Annotated in this window: 19 protein-coding genes; 3 read left to right on the forward strand and 16 right to left on the reverse strand. The window is 34.5% G+C overall.

What is annotated here, in order from left to right; all coding sequences use genetic code 11:
- Positions 1 to 24: 24 nt before the first annotated feature.
- Together murC and AC3WJF_RS06510 are read right to left on the reverse strand one after the other, a co-directional pair.
- Positions 25 to 1,329, reverse strand: a complete 1,305-nt coding sequence (murC, locus tag AC3WJF_RS06505; RefSeq protein ID WP_492450477.1) for a UDP-N-acetylmuramate--L-alanine ligase — start codon at positions 1,327 to 1,329, stop codon at positions 25 to 27.
- A gap of 558 nt (positions 1,330 to 1,887) precedes the next feature.
- Positions 1,888 to 4,719 (reverse strand): DNA translocase FtsK, encoded by a 2,832-nt coding sequence (locus AC3WJF_RS06510; RefSeq protein ID WP_492450479.1) that lies wholly within the window; start codon positions 4,717 to 4,719, stop codon positions 1,888 to 1,890.
- Between the two features lie 223 nt (positions 4,720 to 4,942).
- Between AC3WJF_RS06510 and AC3WJF_RS06515 the strand changes: the two genes are divergently transcribed.
- Positions 4,943 to 5,524, forward strand: a complete 582-nt coding sequence (locus AC3WJF_RS06515) for a YhcN/YlaJ family sporulation lipoprotein (protein ID WP_492450481.1) — start codon at positions 4,943 to 4,945, stop codon at positions 5,522 to 5,524.
- A gap of 245 nt (positions 5,525 to 5,769) precedes the next feature.
- Here AC3WJF_RS06515 and AC3WJF_RS06520 read toward each other — a convergent pair whose 3' ends face one another.
- From AC3WJF_RS06520 to AC3WJF_RS06545, 6 genes are all read right to left on the reverse strand, one after another.
- Entirely contained in the window at positions 5,770 to 6,567 is a 798-nt protein-coding gene (locus AC3WJF_RS06520; protein ID WP_492450535.1) for a DUF1444 domain-containing protein, read from the reverse strand.
- An 89-nt stretch (positions 6,568 to 6,656) separates the two neighbouring features.
- A complete protein-coding gene (locus AC3WJF_RS06525; RefSeq protein ID WP_492450483.1) occupies positions 6,657 to 6,971 on the reverse strand; it encodes a thioredoxin family protein in 315 nt (104 codons plus the stop codon).
- Between the two features lie 19 nt (positions 6,972 to 6,990).
- On the reverse strand, positions 6,991 to 7,470 hold the full coding sequence (locus AC3WJF_RS06530; protein ID WP_492450485.1) for a hypothetical protein: 480 nt from the start codon (positions 7,468 to 7,470) through the stop codon (positions 6,991 to 6,993).
- Between the two features lie 108 nt (positions 7,471 to 7,578).
- Positions 7,579 to 8,103, reverse strand: a complete 525-nt coding sequence (locus AC3WJF_RS06535; protein ID WP_492450487.1) for a DUF84 family protein — start codon at positions 8,101 to 8,103, stop codon at positions 7,579 to 7,581.
- Positions 8,104 to 8,196: 93 nt separating this feature from the next.
- The gene (locus AC3WJF_RS06540) at positions 8,197 to 9,267 is read right to left on the reverse strand and encodes a M42 family metallopeptidase (RefSeq protein ID WP_492450489.1); all 1,071 of its coding nucleotides are present in this window, start codon (positions 9,265 to 9,267) and stop codon (positions 8,197 to 8,199) included.
- A gap of 222 nt (positions 9,268 to 9,489) precedes the next feature.
- Positions 9,490 to 11,373 (reverse strand): LTA synthase family protein, encoded by a 1,884-nt coding sequence (locus tag AC3WJF_RS06545; RefSeq protein WP_492450491.1) that lies wholly within the window; start codon positions 11,371 to 11,373, stop codon positions 9,490 to 9,492.
- 217 nt (positions 11,374 to 11,590) lie between these two features.
- Between AC3WJF_RS06545 and AC3WJF_RS06550 the strand changes: the two genes are divergently transcribed.
- Entirely contained in the window at positions 11,591 to 11,905 is a 315-nt protein-coding gene (locus AC3WJF_RS06550; protein ID WP_492450493.1) for a PepSY domain-containing protein, read from the forward strand.
- Between the two features lie 133 nt (positions 11,906 to 12,038).
- Here the strand turns inward: AC3WJF_RS06550 and AC3WJF_RS06555 are convergent, their stop codons facing one another.
- A complete protein-coding gene (locus AC3WJF_RS06555; RefSeq protein ID WP_492450495.1) occupies positions 12,039 to 12,881 on the reverse strand; it encodes a YtnP family quorum-quenching lactonase in 843 nt (280 codons plus the stop codon).
- Between the two features lie 94 nt (positions 12,882 to 12,975).
- Positions 12,976 to 13,620 (reverse strand): tRNA (guanosine(46)-N7)-methyltransferase TrmB, encoded by a 645-nt coding sequence (gene trmB / locus AC3WJF_RS06560; protein WP_492450497.1) that lies wholly within the window; start codon positions 13,618 to 13,620, stop codon positions 12,976 to 12,978.
- Positions 13,621 to 13,861: 241 nt separating this feature from the next.
- Here trmB and AC3WJF_RS06565 point away from each other — a divergent pair, with 241 nt between their 5' ends.
- Positions 13,862 to 14,140, forward strand: a complete 279-nt coding sequence (locus AC3WJF_RS06565; RefSeq protein ID WP_492450499.1) for a YtzH-like family protein — start codon at positions 13,862 to 13,864, stop codon at positions 14,138 to 14,140.
- On the opposite strand, the gene AC3WJF_RS06570 is transcribed toward AC3WJF_RS06565, so the two are convergent.
- The 6 genes from AC3WJF_RS06570 to pepV all read right to left on the reverse strand — a co-directional run bounded on the left by AC3WJF_RS06570 (position 14,137) and on the right by pepV (position 19,194).
- Complete coding sequence (locus AC3WJF_RS06570; RefSeq protein ID WP_492450501.1) at positions 14,137 to 14,913, reverse strand: phosphotransferase family protein; 777 nt, start codon at positions 14,911 to 14,913, stop codon at positions 14,137 to 14,139. The two genes, AC3WJF_RS06565 and AC3WJF_RS06570, sit on opposite strands and share 4 nt — an antisense overlap.
- Positions 14,914 to 14,988: 75 nt before the next feature.
- Entirely contained in the window at positions 14,989 to 15,159 is a 171-nt protein-coding gene (locus AC3WJF_RS06575) for a hypothetical protein (RefSeq protein ID WP_492450503.1), read from the reverse strand.
- Positions 15,156 to 16,118 (reverse strand): NERD domain-containing protein, encoded by a 963-nt coding sequence (locus AC3WJF_RS06580; RefSeq protein ID WP_492450505.1) that lies wholly within the window; start codon positions 16,116 to 16,118, stop codon positions 15,156 to 15,158. Before AC3WJF_RS06580 ends, AC3WJF_RS06575 begins: the two co-directional genes overlap by 4 nt.
- 16 nt (positions 16,119 to 16,134) lie before the next feature.
- Complete coding sequence (gene thpR, locus AC3WJF_RS06585) at positions 16,135 to 16,701, reverse strand: RNA 2',3'-cyclic phosphodiesterase (protein ID WP_492450507.1); 567 nt, start codon at positions 16,699 to 16,701, stop codon at positions 16,135 to 16,137.
- Between the two features lie 196 nt (positions 16,702 to 16,897).
- Positions 16,898 to 17,740, reverse strand: a complete 843-nt coding sequence (gene dat / locus AC3WJF_RS06590) for a D-amino-acid transaminase (protein ID WP_492450509.1) — start codon at positions 17,738 to 17,740, stop codon at positions 16,898 to 16,900.
- A 23-nt stretch (positions 17,741 to 17,763) separates the two neighbouring features.
- Positions 17,764 to 19,194: a dipeptidase PepV gene (gene pepV, locus AC3WJF_RS06595; protein ID WP_492450537.1), complete on the reverse strand. Its 1,431-nt coding sequence runs from the start codon at positions 19,192 to 19,194 to the stop codon at positions 17,764 to 17,766.
- Between the last annotated feature and the right edge of the window lie 74 nt (positions 19,195 to 19,268).

Consider the following 19,268-nt stretch of genomic DNA (forward strand, 5'->3'; position numbering starts at 1 on the left):
TGTAAAAAGCAGTCTTTTTCATCATTAATTAGATTGTATTAAGCTCTCATATGATTTTTGGAATTTTTGAATATCACCAGCACCCATAAATAAAATAACACTGTTTTCAAGTTGCAGTAATGGTGAGGTATTATCTTCCGCAAGTATACTAGAGCCTTCAATTTTATCCTGTAAATCCTTTATGGATAGTTTTCCATGATTTTCACGGGCAGATCCAAAAATCTCACATAAGAAGACATCATCCGCTAGACTTAAGCTTTCCGCAAATTCATGTAAAAACGTTTGTGTTCTTGTAAAAGTATGTGGTTGAAATACAGCAACTATGTTACGATCAGGAAATTTTTGTCGTGCTGCATCAATGGTCGCTCTTATTTCAGTTGGATGATGTGCATAGTCATCTATAATAATCTGAGATCCAATTTGTTTTTCCGTAAAACGACGTTTTACTCCTTGGAAAGACTTAATATGCGTTTGAATTGCCTCTGTTTCAAATCCTTCATAATGGCATATCGCAATAATAGATAGTGCATTTAGTACATTATGATCACCAAAGGTAGGAATTTCAAAGGAAGCATAATAATTATTTCTTACATGCACGTCAAACTTTGTTCCAGTCGTATCTTTTACGATATTCTTAGCTTGAAAATCATTTTCTTCTTCAAATCCATAAAATAGCACAGGTACTTTAGCTTGGATTTTTTGTAATTGCTCATCATCTCCATATGCAAAGATACCTTTTTTCACTTGTAATGCTAATTCTTGAAATGCAGAAAATACATCATCAATATTCGCAAAATAATCTGGATGATCAAAATCTATATTTGTCATAATAGCGTAATCTGGAAAATAGGAAAGAAAATGGCGGCGGTATTCACACGCTTCGAATACAAAATACTCAGCATCTTTCACACCACTACCTGTACCATCTCCGATTAGATAGGATGTAGGTCTCACATTTTTCATTACATGTGCTAACAACCCTGTTGTGCCCGTTTTTCCATGCGCACCGGTAACAGCTATACTTGTGAATAGCTGCATAAATTCCCCTAAGAATTTATGATAACGAATAACTGGAATTCCCTTATTTAAGGCTTCTTCAATTTCTTCATGTGTATCAGGATAAGCATTACCTGCGATTACCGTCATACCAGGTTGAATATTTTCACGCTGGAAGGGCAATATTTTTATACCTGAGTCTTCTAAGGCTTTCTGGGTAAAAAAATACTTTTCATAATCTGATCCTTGCACTTTATAACCCATATCATGCAGTATTTGTGCCAAAGAACTCATTCCGGAACCCTTAATGCCTACGAAATGGTATACAGTCATAATAGAACCTCCAACAATGTCTATATGTATGCATTATATGACAAAGACTATTTTTTGCTAAGAAAAAACTTTATTTTCACTTGGTTATGTAACTCATTGAAAAGTTTTATGCCTTCGTTCATTCTTTCGTCTATTTCATCAATACGAAAAACATACTTATTTATTATAGCACTTTTTATGATGGGTGACTATGTGAAATTGGTACCTCAAATTTCAATTGGTATCTTCGGAGGAGTTATTAATACGGTTAGCATTCCCGCTTTTATGGATATTTATAGTATTTCAATACATAAATGAACAATCGGTCACCATTTAAAAAAAGTCGGTGCAATGATTATTTTCACTTTGCACCGACTTTTTTTCTATAGGAAATTATGAAATTTCAATTGTGGATAACCTTTTATAAAAAGTTGTCTACGTATAGCGCAAGCAGCTATCAGCTAGCGGATTTCTATGTCTCTTCCTTGCGAGAAGTGGCAACGGGTAAAATTAAACTTCAAATTTCACTCATCCATACTCCGACGACCAGGGCATTTACGCATTTGTTCATAATCTTACCTATTCTGTTCCAGATAGAACATCATATTCTTCTTTCGATATTAATATATCCCTAGGCTTGCTCCCTTTTGCCTCTGATATAATGCCTTGCTGTTCCATCATTTCCATTAAGCGCGCTGCACGATTATAGCCAATTCTAAAGCTTCTTTGAATAAGGGAAGTAGATGCAGCACCTTGTTCTAAGACGAAATCGCAAACATCAGAAAAGATTTCATCTTCTTCATCTTGTATGATTGCCTTCTTAAGAAGTTCCTCTTGTTCAAATAAATAATCAGGCTTTCTTTCCGAGCGAACATGGGCCACCACCTGATCAATTTCTTCATCTGATACATATGTACCTTGAAGGCGAACGGCTTTTGAAGAACCATTTTCTAAAAAGAGCATATCCCCTCGTCCTAATAATTTTTCTGCACCGCTTATATCGATAATAGTTCTTGAATCAACTTGTGAGGAGACAGAAAATGCAATCCTAGTTGGAACATTTGCTTTAATTAAACCAGTAATGACATCAACTGATGGACGTTGAGTTGCAATAATCAAGTGAATCCCACATGCTCTTGCCTTTTGGGCAATTCGGCATATCGCTTCCTCCACATCGCCAGGCGCCATCATCATTAAGTCTGCTAACTCATCAATGACAATCACAATAAAAGGAAGCTTTTGATTAAACTGTCTATTTTGTTCTGCCAACTCATTATAACGTTGAATCTCTCGGACTCCAGTATGTGCAAATAATTCATATCGCCTTTCCATCTCTTCTACAGCCCATTTTAGTGCAGCTGTTGCAGCTTTTACATCGGTTATGACAGGACTCACTAAATGCGGGATGTAATTATATGGTGCAAGTTCCACCATTTTCGGATCGATCATTAACAATTTTAATTCATCTGGAGTTGATTTATATAAAAGACTCACAAGTATGGAATTAATACAAACACTTTTTCCCGAACCAGTTGCTCCTGCGATTAAACCATGGGGCATTTTTCTTAAATCAGTAATAACCGGCTTTCCGGAAATATCTAGTCCTAATGCGGCGGTAAGTGGCGACTCACTCTTTTGAAATATTTCGCTGGAAATAATTTCACTTATATAAACCGGTCGGCTTTGTGCATTAGGAAGTTCTATACCAATCGTATGTTTGCCTGGAATCGGTGCTTCAATACGAATATCTTTAGCCGCAAGACTTAGTTTAATATCGTCGCTTAAATTCGTAATTTTATTGACCTTAACACCAGGTTCTGGTTGAACTTCAAATCTTGTCACAGAAGGTCCTTGGCTTACATTTACAACCCTTGCTCGAACATTAAAACTCAATAATGTTTCATCCAACAATTCACTTTGACTAAAAACCCATTCTTTGTCCAATTCATCTCGCACAGGCGGAATTAATAAATTGGTGGATGGGAAAACATAATCCTCTATAATATATTCTTCATCAATGTTTACAGACGCTGCTATTTCTTCTTTTGCATTTTGCATATCGGTCACTATTTGTTTATTCGATAATTTTTCTCGGTCTTTTTTCAGCATAATAACATTGAATGGAATATGAGAGCGAGCAGGCGTTTCGTTATATAGTATTGGATCATTTGCTTGTTGGGCTTCGTTATCCTCAACAACTTCCTGTAATTCAACATATTCATCTTCTATATGATTTTCTGGAAATTCGATATGTTCCGCCGTAATTGGCTCTTCTATTTCCACTATATTGGATTCATTCATCTCCTGTTCTTGATTCAGATCCAATTCCTCTTCGATTGTTCCCTTATGTATTTTCTCATTATTAGATGTTTCATTTTGTGTAATAATTTGTTCTTCTTCAATTAGATCATAATGCTGACGTAGTGTTTCTATCTCATCTACTTTTGGCTCAATTATTCCATTACTTATTTGTAAATCTTCGTTATTTAAATCTATATCATTTTTTTCAAGCGGATGATCTTCCTCTACAATCGCACATTGATTATGGAGTTGTTCCGCTTCTATTACAATTTGTTCACGATCTTGTTTTTCTTCCACAATTGCGATTTCATCGAGGTGTTGTACCTCTTCTAGATCGATTTGTTCACGATTTTGTTTTTCCTTCACAATTGCGACTTGATCGAAGTGTTGTTCCTCTTCTATTTCAATTTGTTCTCGATCTTGTTTTTCTTCCACAATTGCGACTTCATCGAGGTGTGCTTCCTCTTCTATTTCAATTTGTTCTCGATCTTGTTCTTCTTCCTCAATTGTGACTTGATCGAAATGTGGTTCCTCTTCTATTGCAATTTGTTCACAGTCATGATCTTCTTCCACAATTGCGACTTCATCGAGGTGTTGTACCTCTTCTATTGCAATTTGTTCACGATCTTGTTCTTCCTCCACAATTGCCATTTGATTTAAATGTTGTTCCTCTTCCTCTATTCCAAGAGAGCCACTGTGATCTCTCATATTGATTTTTGAATTATTCCTTTTTGGAGGTCGATTAAACCCATATACTGGTGAAGGAATTTCCGTTGGTCGGAAAGGCTGTTTTATTTTCGGTTGGATTTTGGGCTTAATCCCCTGACTTTGAGTGCGAGAGGTAGTTTTGCTATTCCTATTCTCCTCTTTTTTCTCCAAGATTGGCTGATTTTTAGCTTTTCTTATCGACTCATTCTGTTTTTTGAATATGTTGTCATTTTCTATTTCCAAAGGAAAGCGAAAGTTTCCTTTTGGATATTGATATGTAACTTTTGTTTCCATTTGTGCATTTATATTTTCACGCTGCACCTGCTCAAAATTTTCAACTTCATCATAATCTTCATTTTCTTGAGATCCAAATATTTTCAAAAAACTTTTAAACCAACTCATATTATCACTCTTTCTATTGTTAACCTATAAAGGAAAAATAAGCATTAAGAATTACCTATACTTTCATTATACAAAGATATAGTGAAATTTCGAGGTATTTTCGTATTAAGCATCAAAAATAAGAAAATTAGCCTGATAACTAACAAATATTAGCAGAATAAATCCATTTTTAAAAGGAAAATTAATAGAGATTAACGATAGACGATAGAAGGAGGAGATTGTGTTGAAATTCGTTAATTCAATATTAGCTATTGGAATTGCTTCAGGGCTATTAATGGGATGTGCCACTAATAAAAATGGAACTACAAGAAACAATGTGAGCCCAGTTCGTTATAATCCAAATACAAACCCAAATTATAACAACAACATGGATCGGGTTAGTTACAATGACAATTTAGGTCCGGGAGCAAACGTAAATTATCGGAACAATAATAATGTCGGAACCGATGTAAATAATCCAAACAATGTAAATAATAATTACAGAAATGCCGATGATATTGCCGACAAAGTAGCTAATTTAAATGAAGTTAATCGCGCAAATGTCCTTGTAACAGGCAATAATGCGTATGTTGCGGTTATGCTAAATGACCGTTCTAGAAATGAATTACCAAGAACAGTAAAAAATAAAATAATTAGAACCGTTAAAAAAGCGGACAATCGTATCGACAATGTATATGTATCTGTTAACCCAGATTTTTTTGATAGGATGACTGATTACGGAAATCAAATACGGAGTGGACATCCTGTTAGAGGTTTATTTGACCAAATCGGTGGAACTATTAAGAGAGTATTCCCTACAAGGTAGAAAAACGCAAGCGCCTTGCTCATCGGCGTACGGATTTCGTAGTCTTCGACTGAGATAAAGAAAACACAGTGAGGTAGTTCACGAGCTATTGAAAATTGAACTACCATTTTCACCGAGTGAAATTTGAAGTACCAATTTCACCTGATGTTGACTTATCGTAGGGAGGAGACGGAGAAATCCGCTAGCCGATAGGCGCTGAAGCTAGACAGATAAGAAATAGGGGTCAGCACACGCTGACCCTTTTTTTATTGTTTTCTCCGATTTTTCCCCATAATAAAAATCGGTTCAAGCTCTCCATTTTCATACATAAATGACAATGCAGTAATTGGTACATGACCGTTAGTGAAAAAACTCATCGACATTTGCGCTAATATATCGTAGCCTGTTTCATTGTGGATATCACAAATTATTAAAACATCCTGATGGGGAACCGCTACCGCCATCTCGCCTTCTAACTTCTCCGACATTTCCTTCAAAAATTTTTCGTTTAAAATTCGACTCGCATCATAACCATCATTCGTATTCAAGAAATAAAAATCGTTACCTGCAACGGTATCCTTCTTCAATTCAGTAGATAATGAACGAAGATTAAACCTAGCCATTTCACAAATCTTTTCTCTATCCCACTCCTCTTTTTCTAATATTTCTTTATCTATTAGCCGATAAGTATTACCTAAATCTAACGCATAATAGATGCGAGTTTCTGCTGTATGCTCATCCGTTAAAAATCCATTTCCTTCAGATGATTCAGTAGGGAAAGAAGTTGAGCGAATGACAGGGAATATTTTTTTTTCATTGCCAGCGATTTTTTGCTCAGTACCCATTACTTCCAGTGCTTCTTCTACATAATAGACAACTTCGTCAATAGCCTTTTCATGCTGTTCATGCCATTTTGAAACTGCACTTGAAAGTGATACTGTGATGCCTTTACCTGTTTCTTTATTTTCAAAACGCATCGTTTCCTTGTCACGATCATAGTGAATACTTCGATTCTCTTTATGTAATCTTTTTTCAAGCTCTTTTTTCATACTTTTCGAATCCATTTTCACGATTTATCATCCTTTTAGGTAAAAATTTCGTTACCTCATTTTACATGAAAAAACCTCTATCTTAAAGACAGAGGTTTTTTCAATTATTCAAGACCATTTATAAAATTTTCAATTTCTTCTTTTGTTTTACGATCTTTACTAACAAATCTGCCAAGCTCATTTCCGTCTTTATACGCAATGAAGCTTGGAATTCCAAATATGCTTAACTCTCCACACAAATCAATATATTGATCACGATCTACATAGACAAAGGTGTAATCCGAGAATTCCGCTTCTAGCTCTGGTAAAACTGGATCTATGAAGCGACAATCAGGGCACCAATCCGCTGAAAACATAAAAATATGTTTTCCTTCTTTGGTTAATTCATGAAATTTTTCTACAGATACTAATTTTTCCATGTCTATTCCTCCTTGACTGTTACTTTCTATATTTTAAAGAAGAAACAATTTTCATCATTTTTTCCGCATCACTAGCTATATTATTCATTCCTGTTTCTGTAGTCATTTTTATGCCACCAAGTCCAACGGTTACTTCATAAAGATTTTTCTTCACCTTTGAAATAAAAAGATATCCGAATCTTCCCTTTGAAGTGAAAGATTTATCAATAAGAAGACCTTTATTAGGTTTGGATATTTTATATACTTCTTGGCTTTTTTCGTCCTCTTTTTGATTATAAAATAAAAGGTAATTTTGATTTCCGCTTTTCAAAATCACATTATTTGGAGATTCTTTTTGAATCTTCATTCCAAATGGAAGATATAGCTTTAAATGTTTTGTTGTTTTTTTGGCTTCTTTCGGTTTGTTTGTAAAGACTTCATTTACATTTTTAATCGATTCCTTTTGTTGTTCTTTTATAGAGGTGCTGCATCCAGAGATTAAGCCTATTACAAAAACCAAAAGTATTCCCAAGGTTAATTTTCGTAAAATAGTATGTTCCCCCTAAACTACATGAGTATTTATCACTATTTTAACTTTATAAGACAAAACTTGACAAGACAGAAGATTTCAAGCTTCTATTGAGGTTCTATATTGATATTGTCCAATCAATAATTTCATTATGTGAACGAACATTTCTTCTCGTGTAACTAATCCATTCGTAAATATTCCGATTGCCCCTTCTTTTTTGCGGACATTTTTTTTATTTGCATATTCGTCCATAACTGGCCCAAGCTCTTCACCAGTGCGTAAACGTGATGCTATTTCATCTGGAAGCAGAATTCTAGCACCTCCTGCAATAAGAGGTGCTGTTCCTTTTTGTACTAACGCTCCCCAATTACATACGAATAACCCTGATTCTGTTTCAATTACTCCACCTTCCAGCCCTATAGCTATATCGATATTGGGGCTTTTTAAGCAAGTTACCGCACGCTGAACTGCTCCTTTAATTGTTTCCTCATCGGAAAAAGGTTGGGGGCTAACTCCTGAAGGAACATCCATTGCTTGAACTTTCACATCCATATTCATTTGTTTAAAGGCAAGTTTTACCGCATTTATTTTAGCTGGATTATTGGATCCAATTGCAACAAACATGATGATCTCTCCTTATTACTCTGTTGGTAAGTACTGGATGAAAAATAACATGATAACAAAAGAGAGGAGCTCTATGCCCCTCATCTCTTTAAACTATTTTGAACGAATTGTATCAACTGTAGCTTGATCACATGATTTTACTAGCTTTACGAGCAAAGCTTTTGCGGCAGCATAATCATCGACATGAATAATGGATGCATGTGTATGAATATAACGAGAACAAATTCCGACAACTGCACTAGGTACTCCATCATTTGATGTATGAACTCGTCCTGCATCTGTACCGCCTTGGGATACAAAATATTGGTAAGGGATGTTGTTACTTTCTGCAGTATCAAGAACAAATTCACGTATACCTTTATGTGTCACCATTGAGCGGTCAAAAATACGCAATAATGATCCTTTTCCAAGTTGGCCGAACTCATTTTTATCTCCAGACATGTCATTTGCCGGGCTCGCATCGAGCGCAAAGAAGATATCAGGTTTAATCATATTTGCTGCAGCTTGTGCACCTCGAAGGCCAACTTCTTCTTGAACATTTGCTCCTGAATAAAGGATGTTTGGGATGGATTCCCCTTGGAGTTCCTTTAATAATTCGATGGATAGTCCGCATCCGTAACGATTATCCCAAGCTTTTGCTAATATTTTCTTTTCGTTTGCCATGACAGTAAAAGGACAAATCGGAACAATTTGCTGACCAGGCTTGATTCCTATTCGTTTAGCATCTTCACGATCATCTGCACCGATATCTATGAGCATATGTTTGATATCCATTGGTTTATTTCGTTGGCTGTCATCTAATAAATGTGGTGGGATGGAACCAACAACACCAACAACAGGACCGTTATCCGTGATAATATGGACACGTTGAGCAAGCAATACTTGGCTCCACCAACCACCAAGTGTTTGAAAACGGATCATTCCATTGTCTGTAATAGACGTAACCATAAAGCCAACTTCATCCATATGTCCTGCTACCATAACAGTAGGACCACTCTCGTTCCCACGTTTGATTCCAAATATGCCGCCTAAACCATCTTGTACTACTTCTTCTGCATATTTTGAAAGCTGTTCACGCATAAATTTTCTAACTTGATGCTCATTACCTGGTGCTCCTGGTAATTCAGTCAATGTTTTAAATAAATCCAGCGTCTCTTTTTCCAATTGTTCCAACCTCATTTCAAACTAATTATGTACCCCTTCATTTTACAGAACTTTCTTACTGCTTTCCAGTTATCTGTTTGGACACATTATTTTTCTTAGGTGTCATAATTAGTACAGATAACCTTTTTATGAGTTATGATCTCTGAAGGAGAGTCTTATCTTATTAAGAATGTAAAAAGTAATACAAAAGGGCAAACGTCAATTCACATAAGACTACTTAAGTTATTTTTGTAATGGAGGGTTTTTAATAATAATTCCATCACTATCTAAAAAACGTAATAAATCTCCAAAAATCACATTATCTGAATACATTAAGTCATTTTGTACTTTATCTAAATTGGGAGTACAAAGATTTCTTTTGACCTTATCACCTGTCGACTTATTGTAGCACCCATTATCTAAATAGGCATATTTGTTTGTTACAAAGCTTCCATCACGAAAAACAACTAAATTTTTCTTATTGGATGAAAATAAACTTCTTCCAAAATCAACGACTTCTTTATTTGGTTTTACCCCCAATATATCTAGAATCGTTTGCCTAATATCAATTTCGCCACCCAATGTATTAATTTGTTCTCCCTTTTCTCCTGGTACATGAATAATAAATGGAACTTTCTGTAGATTTAGTTGATCCGTAGGTGAAATTTCCTTTCCTAGGACTGCCTCAAGCTCCTTATCGTAGCTTTTCGATATCCCATAATGATCCCCATATAATACAATAATGGAATTATCATATAAACCTTCTTTTTTTAGCATATCAAAAAATTTTTTTATTGCCTCGTCCTCATATCTTACGGTAGCAAAGTAACGATGAACCAAATCAGCATTATCCTCGTCAATGTTCAAATACTTATCCGCTTCATCATTTAGCAAGAAAGGGAAATGGTTCGTTAAGGTTATGAATTTTGCATAAAACGGCTGTGGTAGCTTTTTTAAATTTGGGATAGATTGCTCAAAAAATGGGATATCTTTCAAACCATAATTTACTGAATTTTCCTCAGTTACTTGATAATCCTTTTTGGAAAAAAAGCGATCATAACCCAATGTTTTATACATATTACCTCTATTCCAAAACGTTTCATCATTACTGTGGAAGGCAGCACTATAGTAGCCTTGCTCCTTTAATATTTTCGGAAGTGCATAATAGTCATTATGTGGTCTTCTTACAAACACCGACCCTCCTGATAAAGGATAAAGACCATTGTCAATCATAAATTCTGCGTCAGATGTCTTCCCTTGGGCAGTTTGATGATAAAAATTCGGGAAATAATAGCTATCTTTTACTAATTTATTTAGAAATGGCGTAATTTCTTGCCCATTTACTTTCCGATTAATCACAAATTGTTGGGTAGATTCTAATGAAATTAATATAAGATTCTTCCCCTTAGCCTGGCCATGATAATCAGAATTAGTTAATGTAACATTATTTCCTTTTTTCAAGTAGCTTTCCACTTTATGAATATCATTACTTTCCGCAAATGCGGATTGTACCAACATTTTTGAATTAAAAAGTATATCGAAAACATGGTAGTTAAAGGTTCCAATTGTTTTGACAAGCAACTCCCTATCATATGTTTTTTTATAAATGTTAGGATTTTCGATTTCTCCTCCTACCAATACTGATAAAATCATCATAATACTTATCGCTAAGGAAGCGCGATGTTGTTTCTTCGTCATCAAATTTGATTTATCAATAAATTTAATAGCAAACCAAATAAGGAATATTATGTCGATAACAAGAAGTGGATCTGTCCACCTAAGCAATTCAACCGTACTTTGACTTAATCCACCAACATTTTGAAATTGAAAAAGCACAGGCACTGTCACATAATCAATATAAAATCGATAATAAAGTAAATTTCCAAAAAGGATACCCGTTAATATCGTATACATTACTAGCATAAAAATAAGTCTTTTTTTATTCGAAAAAAAGAAGCTTATACCTAATAAAAAGGCAATAGAGCCAATCGGATTTATTAACAGCAATATTATTTCAATAAAAGACTTTCCACTTAAATCGAATCCCAAAAAATAAACAAGTATCGTTTTAATGGATAATAGTGCAACCGCCATGATATATAAAGCAAACTCATTCCATTTTTTCATCGTGTATTCTCCCCTCGCTTACTTTATAGTAAAAAAATGGGCTGCATATTACAAGAAAAATCATTTTATTTTTAAAATGTTACGAAAATGAATATCATGTTATAATTACATGAAGCTGTTTTCGGATAAGTTGTAGCTTTTCCTAAATTGTTTTAAATCCTAAATTAGTCCTAGCTTATGGGCATGACAGGATACCTGAATCAGGAGGTTTTAATACATGACCTGGAAATCCTTTATTTGCGGCGTTACAGTTGGAGTTATTAGTGGTTATTTATTGAATGAAGCAGTAAAAAAGAACACCTATCTATCCAGTGAAACCGTATTGGCAAATGTGAAAAAGGCATTCAAAGAGGAAGGACCCGTTGATGGTTCATGGATTCAAATGACAAAAGAAGAATATGCTAAATTTGCTATAAAAACAAAGGTATACCGAGGTGGTATCACTTGTAATCAAAATGGAATAAGGAAGCAGTATGAATTTATTGCAGATGCTTTTACAGGCAGTGTTTTAGATGTTTATCCTATTTCATAAAAAATACATAAATAGGTGTTCCATTCAATTGATGGGACACCTATTTTCTATGCATTGGGATTTATAAAATTTTACACTTCGAATAACCTTTTATAAAAATTGTCTACTTCTAGTTAAAATCCCTTATTCTTTTCTACCGTTCACAATGTATAGCCTCGATTAAATTACCTTCCTTACCCCACTTTAGAGCTCGATAAATAGCATCGTGATAAAAAATAAACCAAGCGCCATCTTGAATTGCTTCTGTAATCCATTTTTCTTTAGCGAAAATAGAAGTCATCGGATAATCATCATAAGCAAGAACCCATAACGGATTTTGATGTGCATGAGTTGGCATGATATCTGCCATATGTATTGCTTTCTCCCCCATACTCTCGATAAGAATTATGGAATGCCCATCGCTATGACCCCCTGTATGAATCATATGAATGGTATCTTCGATTAACACTTCTTTTTCATAGGTCACAATCTGAGATTCTATTGCTTCCCAATTTTCCTTCCAATAAGTACTTTTGGAACGGATATTAGGGTTTCGCATTTCATCCCATTCTACCTGAGAAGTATAAATAACAGCATTCGGAAAAGTAGAAACAAATCCATCATTGCTCGGTTTTGTTAACCCACATGCATGATCGAAATGCAAATGGGTCATACATATAACATCGATATCTTCTGGTGTAATCCCCATTTTTTTTAAAGAATCTTCCAGTTTAGATTCTTCAGTAACACCAAAATTCCGCTTCTGTTTTTCTGACAATTTGCCTTTTCCTATCCCAGACTCTATTAATATATTTTTACCCCCAGCCTGCAGAAATATAGGATCTGTTATTAAGGGGATTTGATTTGTCTCACTGACAGGATACTTTTTGGACCATAATGCCTTCGGAACAACCCCAAACATTGCCCCTCCATCTAAATGTGTGATACCGCCATTAAGCCAAGTTAATGTAATATCTCCTATTGTTAGCGTTTGCATTTCTTCATTCCCTCCCTAATGTCTTTTTAATTTTACCACTAAAAAAAAATACCCTCTACCATAATCATTTGGCTAGAAGGTATATTACATTAGTTTATTTGTTTTGATATTGTACTTCACTGCGGTAAATTCTCTGGCCACGTGCAGAAAACTTTTCCTCATATTCTGTCATAATATTATTTTCAAAATCACTATTGTGTAAATCCAAGCTAACATACTTTAATAATAGACCATATTCAGAAAAGCTTCTTAGGGAGTATTCAAACAAGCCTTGATTGTCTGTTTTGAAATGAATTTCGCCACTGTCAACCAAAATATCCTCATATAATTTTAAAAAGGTTTTATACGATAATCTCCGTTTTTCATGACGGCTTTTTGGCCATGGATCAGAGAAATTCAAATAAACTCTTTCCACATCACCTTTTGCAAAAAAATCACGTAGATTTGTACCGTCTATATTCATTAATTTTAAATTCTGCAGTGGTTCTTCGATTATTCTATCTAATGCGGAAACAATTACACTGTCCTGCATTTCGATGCCAATATAGTTAATTTCAGGATTTGCTTTTGCCATTCCGTATATAAATTGACCTTTGCCAGTGCCAACCTCAATATGAACAGGATTGTTGTTTTGAAACTTTTCATTCCATTTATTTTTAAAAGCCTCAGGATTCTGAACTACATAATCTGGATTTTGTAGTAGCTTATCCTTTGCCCACGGTTTATGTCTTAAACGCAAATTTCACACCTCGTTTTTTCTTAAGTTGTAACAGGCTTTTTCGCCTGAATAAAGTTAATAAGATTACGATAAACTATTTATTATCACAAGTTCAAATCCGCTAGACGTAGACAATTTGTTGAAAAAATATCCACAGGGTTAAATTTGACATTGTACGTTTAACAATAAAGAAACTGGCTGCTTGCCAGTTTCACTTCATTCATCTATTCCAAAAACATTAATGAAAGGATTGTGCTTAAAAATGCCGCTTAACCATCATAACCAAATGACACTGTTAAAAGATATATTAAACAATCATCAGACCGATTGCTGTGGGTCTGTATCGGAATGTGAACAATTAGGAAGATTAGTGAAATCCCTTTTGGTAAATCCAAGTATAGATGATAATATAAGGCCAGTATTAGAGCAAGTTTATGCTTACAGTCAAGATGGGATTAATACCCACCACTTAGATGACCATATCTTGTCCCATCAAGGTAATATCTCACATTGGGTCGACGATATGAATTCTTATTCCTAGTCTTTTATCTCGTGTAAAAATTGAATCCAATAATTCATTTCATGATAACGGTGTTTTTCCTTATGCCATTGAATAGAAATTAGTGTCTGCCTAACCACATACCATTTCATTCTAAGTAAAAGATGTTCTGATAAATTTAAACCATATTGCTTAAGCCAATTTGTCCAGTTTTCGCGTGGAATATATAAATATAAGAGCATTCCAATATCTAATGCCGGGTCGGCTATTACGGAGCCGTCCCAATCTATTAAATATAATTGATCATCTTCTGAAAGCAACCAATTATTGTGATTTATATCACTGTGACAAACGACATATTCTTCGTTTTTTATGTTGTTTAAATCATCTTTAAGAAAGGTAATAGCGGATCTAACAATAGATAACTGTAATAAATCGTTATCAATACTTGTTTCTAATTCTAAAAGCATTTTTTCCGGTTCGAATGAAGCTTTTCCCAATCGCTCGAGCATGGAAACTAATGGAGAAGAATCATGGATTTTCTTCAATAGTTTGGCAACACGATCTTGGCTCATTTCCTCAGGCTTTAACTCTCTGCCATTTAACCATTGCTGCGCCGTTATAACATCTCCATTTTCCATCCTTTTTGTCCAAACTAGCTTAGGAACAATTCCTTCAGCTGAGAGAACGGCTAAAAAAGGAGACGAATTTCTTTTTAAAAATAACTTCTGTTCCTGATGTTTGGCAAAGAATGCTTCTCCTGTTGCCCCCCCTGCCGGGAGTATTTCCCAGCCTTGACCAAGTAAGTGTTCCAACTTCATTCACCTTCAGTTTCATGTGCATGTTTCGTGCATACGACGTATCTAAAATCTATATTATACTATAATTAACTAAAAACCTACATGAGTTTTTTCCCAAGCGGCGGGTATATACAAATAAAAAAAGACAGCTATTGGAACAAGAGTAGATAACAATAGCCATCTTTTAATAAATTTTATCGCTTTTTGACTTTTTTCGTCAAGGTGATTTTTATCATTTCCTGTATTTTTCAGCATTTTCATTCATAATTTTCTTCTTCAAAAGGGCTCAAACTATCTTCTTCCCATTCCATTCTTTTGAAACTAGCAGTCTGACAATAATCTAAAAGTGTTTTTGCCGCTTTTAATTGCATATGTTTTAATGGTGCTCGCGTATTTCTCATCATTTCGAACCATTTTGGGTATTCTCTTTTTTCTAATATTGAGAGACCATATGGCTTTTCCATAAAATCAATAAACCCATTTCTACTAATAATCGCTTTCTTAACTGGAATATCTACATTGTAATGAGAAAAAATCTGGCGTACAATATTGGACATTCTATTCAATGAAATCATTGGATTTAATATTTTTTTTTCATGTTTGTTTGATCTTTTCAACCAAAATCGATCATTAGAGCCTATGAATACAGCATCTTTTTCTTCTTCAAGAAAGGTAAGACACCATACCTCCATTGGGGTAATAAAAATAATCTCCATCTCAATAGGTGCCTTTTTTAATAAAAATATAGGCTCATACAGAAGCAAAAAAGTATCTGGAAAGCGCTGCAAAAAGGTTTGTAACTTATCATCATATAAATATTTGGTTTGGACATTTGATTTTTCATAAATAGTAGAGCTAGCCCATTTTAATTGAAAGTCATATAGTTGGTTTAAGAATAATTGCTTTAGTTCCTCCTCTGTATCAGGTCGAAATGATAATATAGGAGCGAATTGGATTGATTTATCTTGATTACTTTGCAAATCTTCTGCTGTATCTGTTTTTTCCTTTTTAAATATTTTTGTCACCTTGTTAATAAGACTGGATTTCTCCTCTTCGATTTCATCCCATTCCTGTGGTTCAACAATAAGTGAATTGGATTCCCAAGCTTCTTTTAATTTTTCCCACTGCTGTGTTTTCAACCGAATATATTGCGATGGATAGCGATACGCATCCTGCTCATATCGAGAAACATAGTCTTGCAGCTTAATTAATTGTGCCAATCAAATCCCTCCTTTATCAATCGGTATTTGAATGCAGCGTATGTATATTCTTTATGACATATTTAGGTGTTTTATTTAAATGAGTCTCATATAATACGATTTGATTAGCTATAAACTTTTCATCTTCATTGATAATATGTTTCAGCGATTCCAATTGAAACGGATTTTCTCCAAGCCAATTTCTTGCTAATGTTATATGGGGTTTAAATGGTCTTGGATCCAATTGGAACCCTACCTTTTCACATGAATCATAAACTAATTTTCTTATTTCTATTAATGCTTCCGATTCTTTTGTATTAGCCCAAAAAATTCTCGGTGAATCTTCCAGCCCAAATACTCCTAGTTGATTTAGAGTTAAATCAAACCCTTCAGCATTACTCAAAGCATCTTTTATATTCCCATCTGCTTTTTCCAGTTGTTCTTCATTTGCGTTACCTAAAAAAGCTAATGTTATATGATAATCCTCTTGGTGAACCCAACTTTTAAAAGGGAGTTCTCCTTTCATATGTTCACATTTCTCATATAGATATTGTTTTATAGATTGTGGCAAAAGTAAAGCATAGAAATAATGATGTTCTTCCAATTTTTTGTACCTCCCTTTGGCATTAACTAAGGCTCTTTTCGTAAACTTTATATTAATCAGATACAATACATGCTATTCTACTGTATTCAAATGATGATTTTATTAGAAAATTTACGAAAAGATGCCACTATGCCAGTATTTATTCAGGATTGCAAATTATTACGAAAAACAACAATCTTAGTGAAAATAGACTTAACTAAGCTTTTTGGATCTCTTCTACAAAATATCTCTGCAGCAACTTTGTCATTTCTCCTGGTTTTCCATTGCCAATTTCTTTTCCGTCCACTCTTACAATTGGCATAATTTCAGATGTTGTGCTTGAAATAAATACCTCATCGGCAGAAAAAATATCATTCACCGAAAATTCCTCTTCCTTAACAATAATTTCATTATCGGTGCAGATTTTTCGAATAACTTGTCTTGAAATACCATTCAAAATTAAATTTGTAGCTGGATGTGTTTTTAAGATGCCATCTTTCACTATAAAAACATTGGAAGAGGAACCTTCTGTAATGGTCGTACCACGGTGCTGAATCGCCTCAAAGCAATCTGCTTCTGCTGCTTTTTGTTTCGCTAAAATATTTCCTAATAAATTTAAACTTTTGATATCACATCTTAACCAGCGAATATCCTCAACAAGAAATCCATTTACGCCTGCTTGCATGAGATCAACTGGCCGTTCCATCAGCTTTGTATATGCTACAAAGGTAGGGGTGACATCCAGGGTTGGGAAACCATGCTGACGTGCGGATACACCTCTTGTTACTTGCAAATAAATAATACCTGTCTGCAACTGATTAACTTTTACGAGTTCTTCAAGTTTCACACAAAAATCATCTTTATCATCAGAAATTTTCAGCCCTATTTTTTCAGCACTCTCATATAAGCGCTGTATATGTTCATTTTTCGTAAAAAGTTTTCCATTATAAACACGAATCACTTCGTATATACCATCTCCAAATTGATAGCCGCGGTCCTCAATATCTACTACTACATTTTCTCTTTCTACGATTTCTCCATTAAAAATAACTTTCCCCATGGATTTCTCTCTCCTTTCAGCTCTTAATTAGCCGTTTTACCTGCAAGCTCATATATTGCTTGCGCATAAATAGCCGTTGCTTTTAATAAATCTTCCACAAACATATATTCATCCTTTTGATGCATTACATCTGGTCTGCCCGGGAATAGTGCTCCAAATGCAACACCTGATTTTAATGAACGGGCATATGTACCACCACCGATGGAAAGTAATTCCGCTTTTTCACCAGTTTGTTCTTCATATACTTTCTTTAAGGTTTGAATTAATTCATCATTTTCATCAACATGATGCGGTTTGGAATCTGAAAAATTCTCAATAGCAAAACCTTTTTCTTTAACTTTTTCAATACTGCTCTTTCCTTGAATCATATCAAAAGTAACGGGGTATCTCATATTTAGTCCGAATCTTCCTCCGTTTTTCTGGTCATAATCCATTTTCCCAACATTAATAGTAAGGTCGCCAGTAATATCATCATTGTATTGAATATCGAAGCCTTCACCACGTGATTTTTCATATAAATAATTGGTAGCAAAATGAATATATTGAGCACCTTGTTTGTCTAGAGATACATCTGCTAAAAATGCAGTCAATAATAGACCAGCGTTTTTTCCATTCTTCGGCTCCATTCCGTGTGCTGATAGTCCTTCTAATTCTAATACGAGCTCTCCAGATTCTACGTAATACTTTCCTTTCAGATTTAACTGCTGTAAATAATCATTATATTTTTGGAGAATTTCTGTGTGTTCATTTTTCACTAAAAGTGTTGCTTTTGCAAAATCAGGGACCATATTATATCTTCTCCCAGAGTGGAAAGAGATTAATTGGTTAGGTGCATTTTCCTCATCATAACCAAGTTCAGATACTTGTTGAACAATATCATAATCAGCAATTCCCTTTTCCGCATAAATAATTGGAAAATCCGCATCAGGTGCAAAACCCATATCCGGCATTTCTTCATGCTTAAAGTAATGTTCTACACATCGCCATTCACTTTCTTCATCTGTACCAATTATCATTCGAACTCTTTTATCCATAGGCAGACCTAATTCTTTTACAATTTTCATTGCATAGTAAGCAGCTATTGTTGGACCCTTATCATCACTAGATCCACGTGCATAAATTTTGTCGTCCTTTACTACACCACCATATGGATCAACGGACCAACCATCACCTTCAGGGACAACATCTACATGACAAAGGATACCAACTAATTCCTCTCCGTCTCCCATTTCAAGATGACCAGCCAAGTTTCCGACATTTTTGGCAGTAAAGCCATCCTTCTCACCTAAAGCTAATAAATAATTTAGTGCTTCTTTTATCCCAACTCCTAAAGGTGCGTCTTCTGTTGCATTTTCTTCATCTAAAACACTTTTAATTTGTAATAGCCCTTGTAGATCTTTAATAAGTGCTTCTTTTCTTTTTAATACTTCGTCCATCCATTTAATTGACATTATATTGACTCCTTTTAATAATTCCTAAAATACTTGATTATTCCAGAATATTTTACTCCTTTTTATTCATCAATAAA

This window comes from Heyndrickxia sp. FW510-T9 (genome assembly GCF_058781025.1).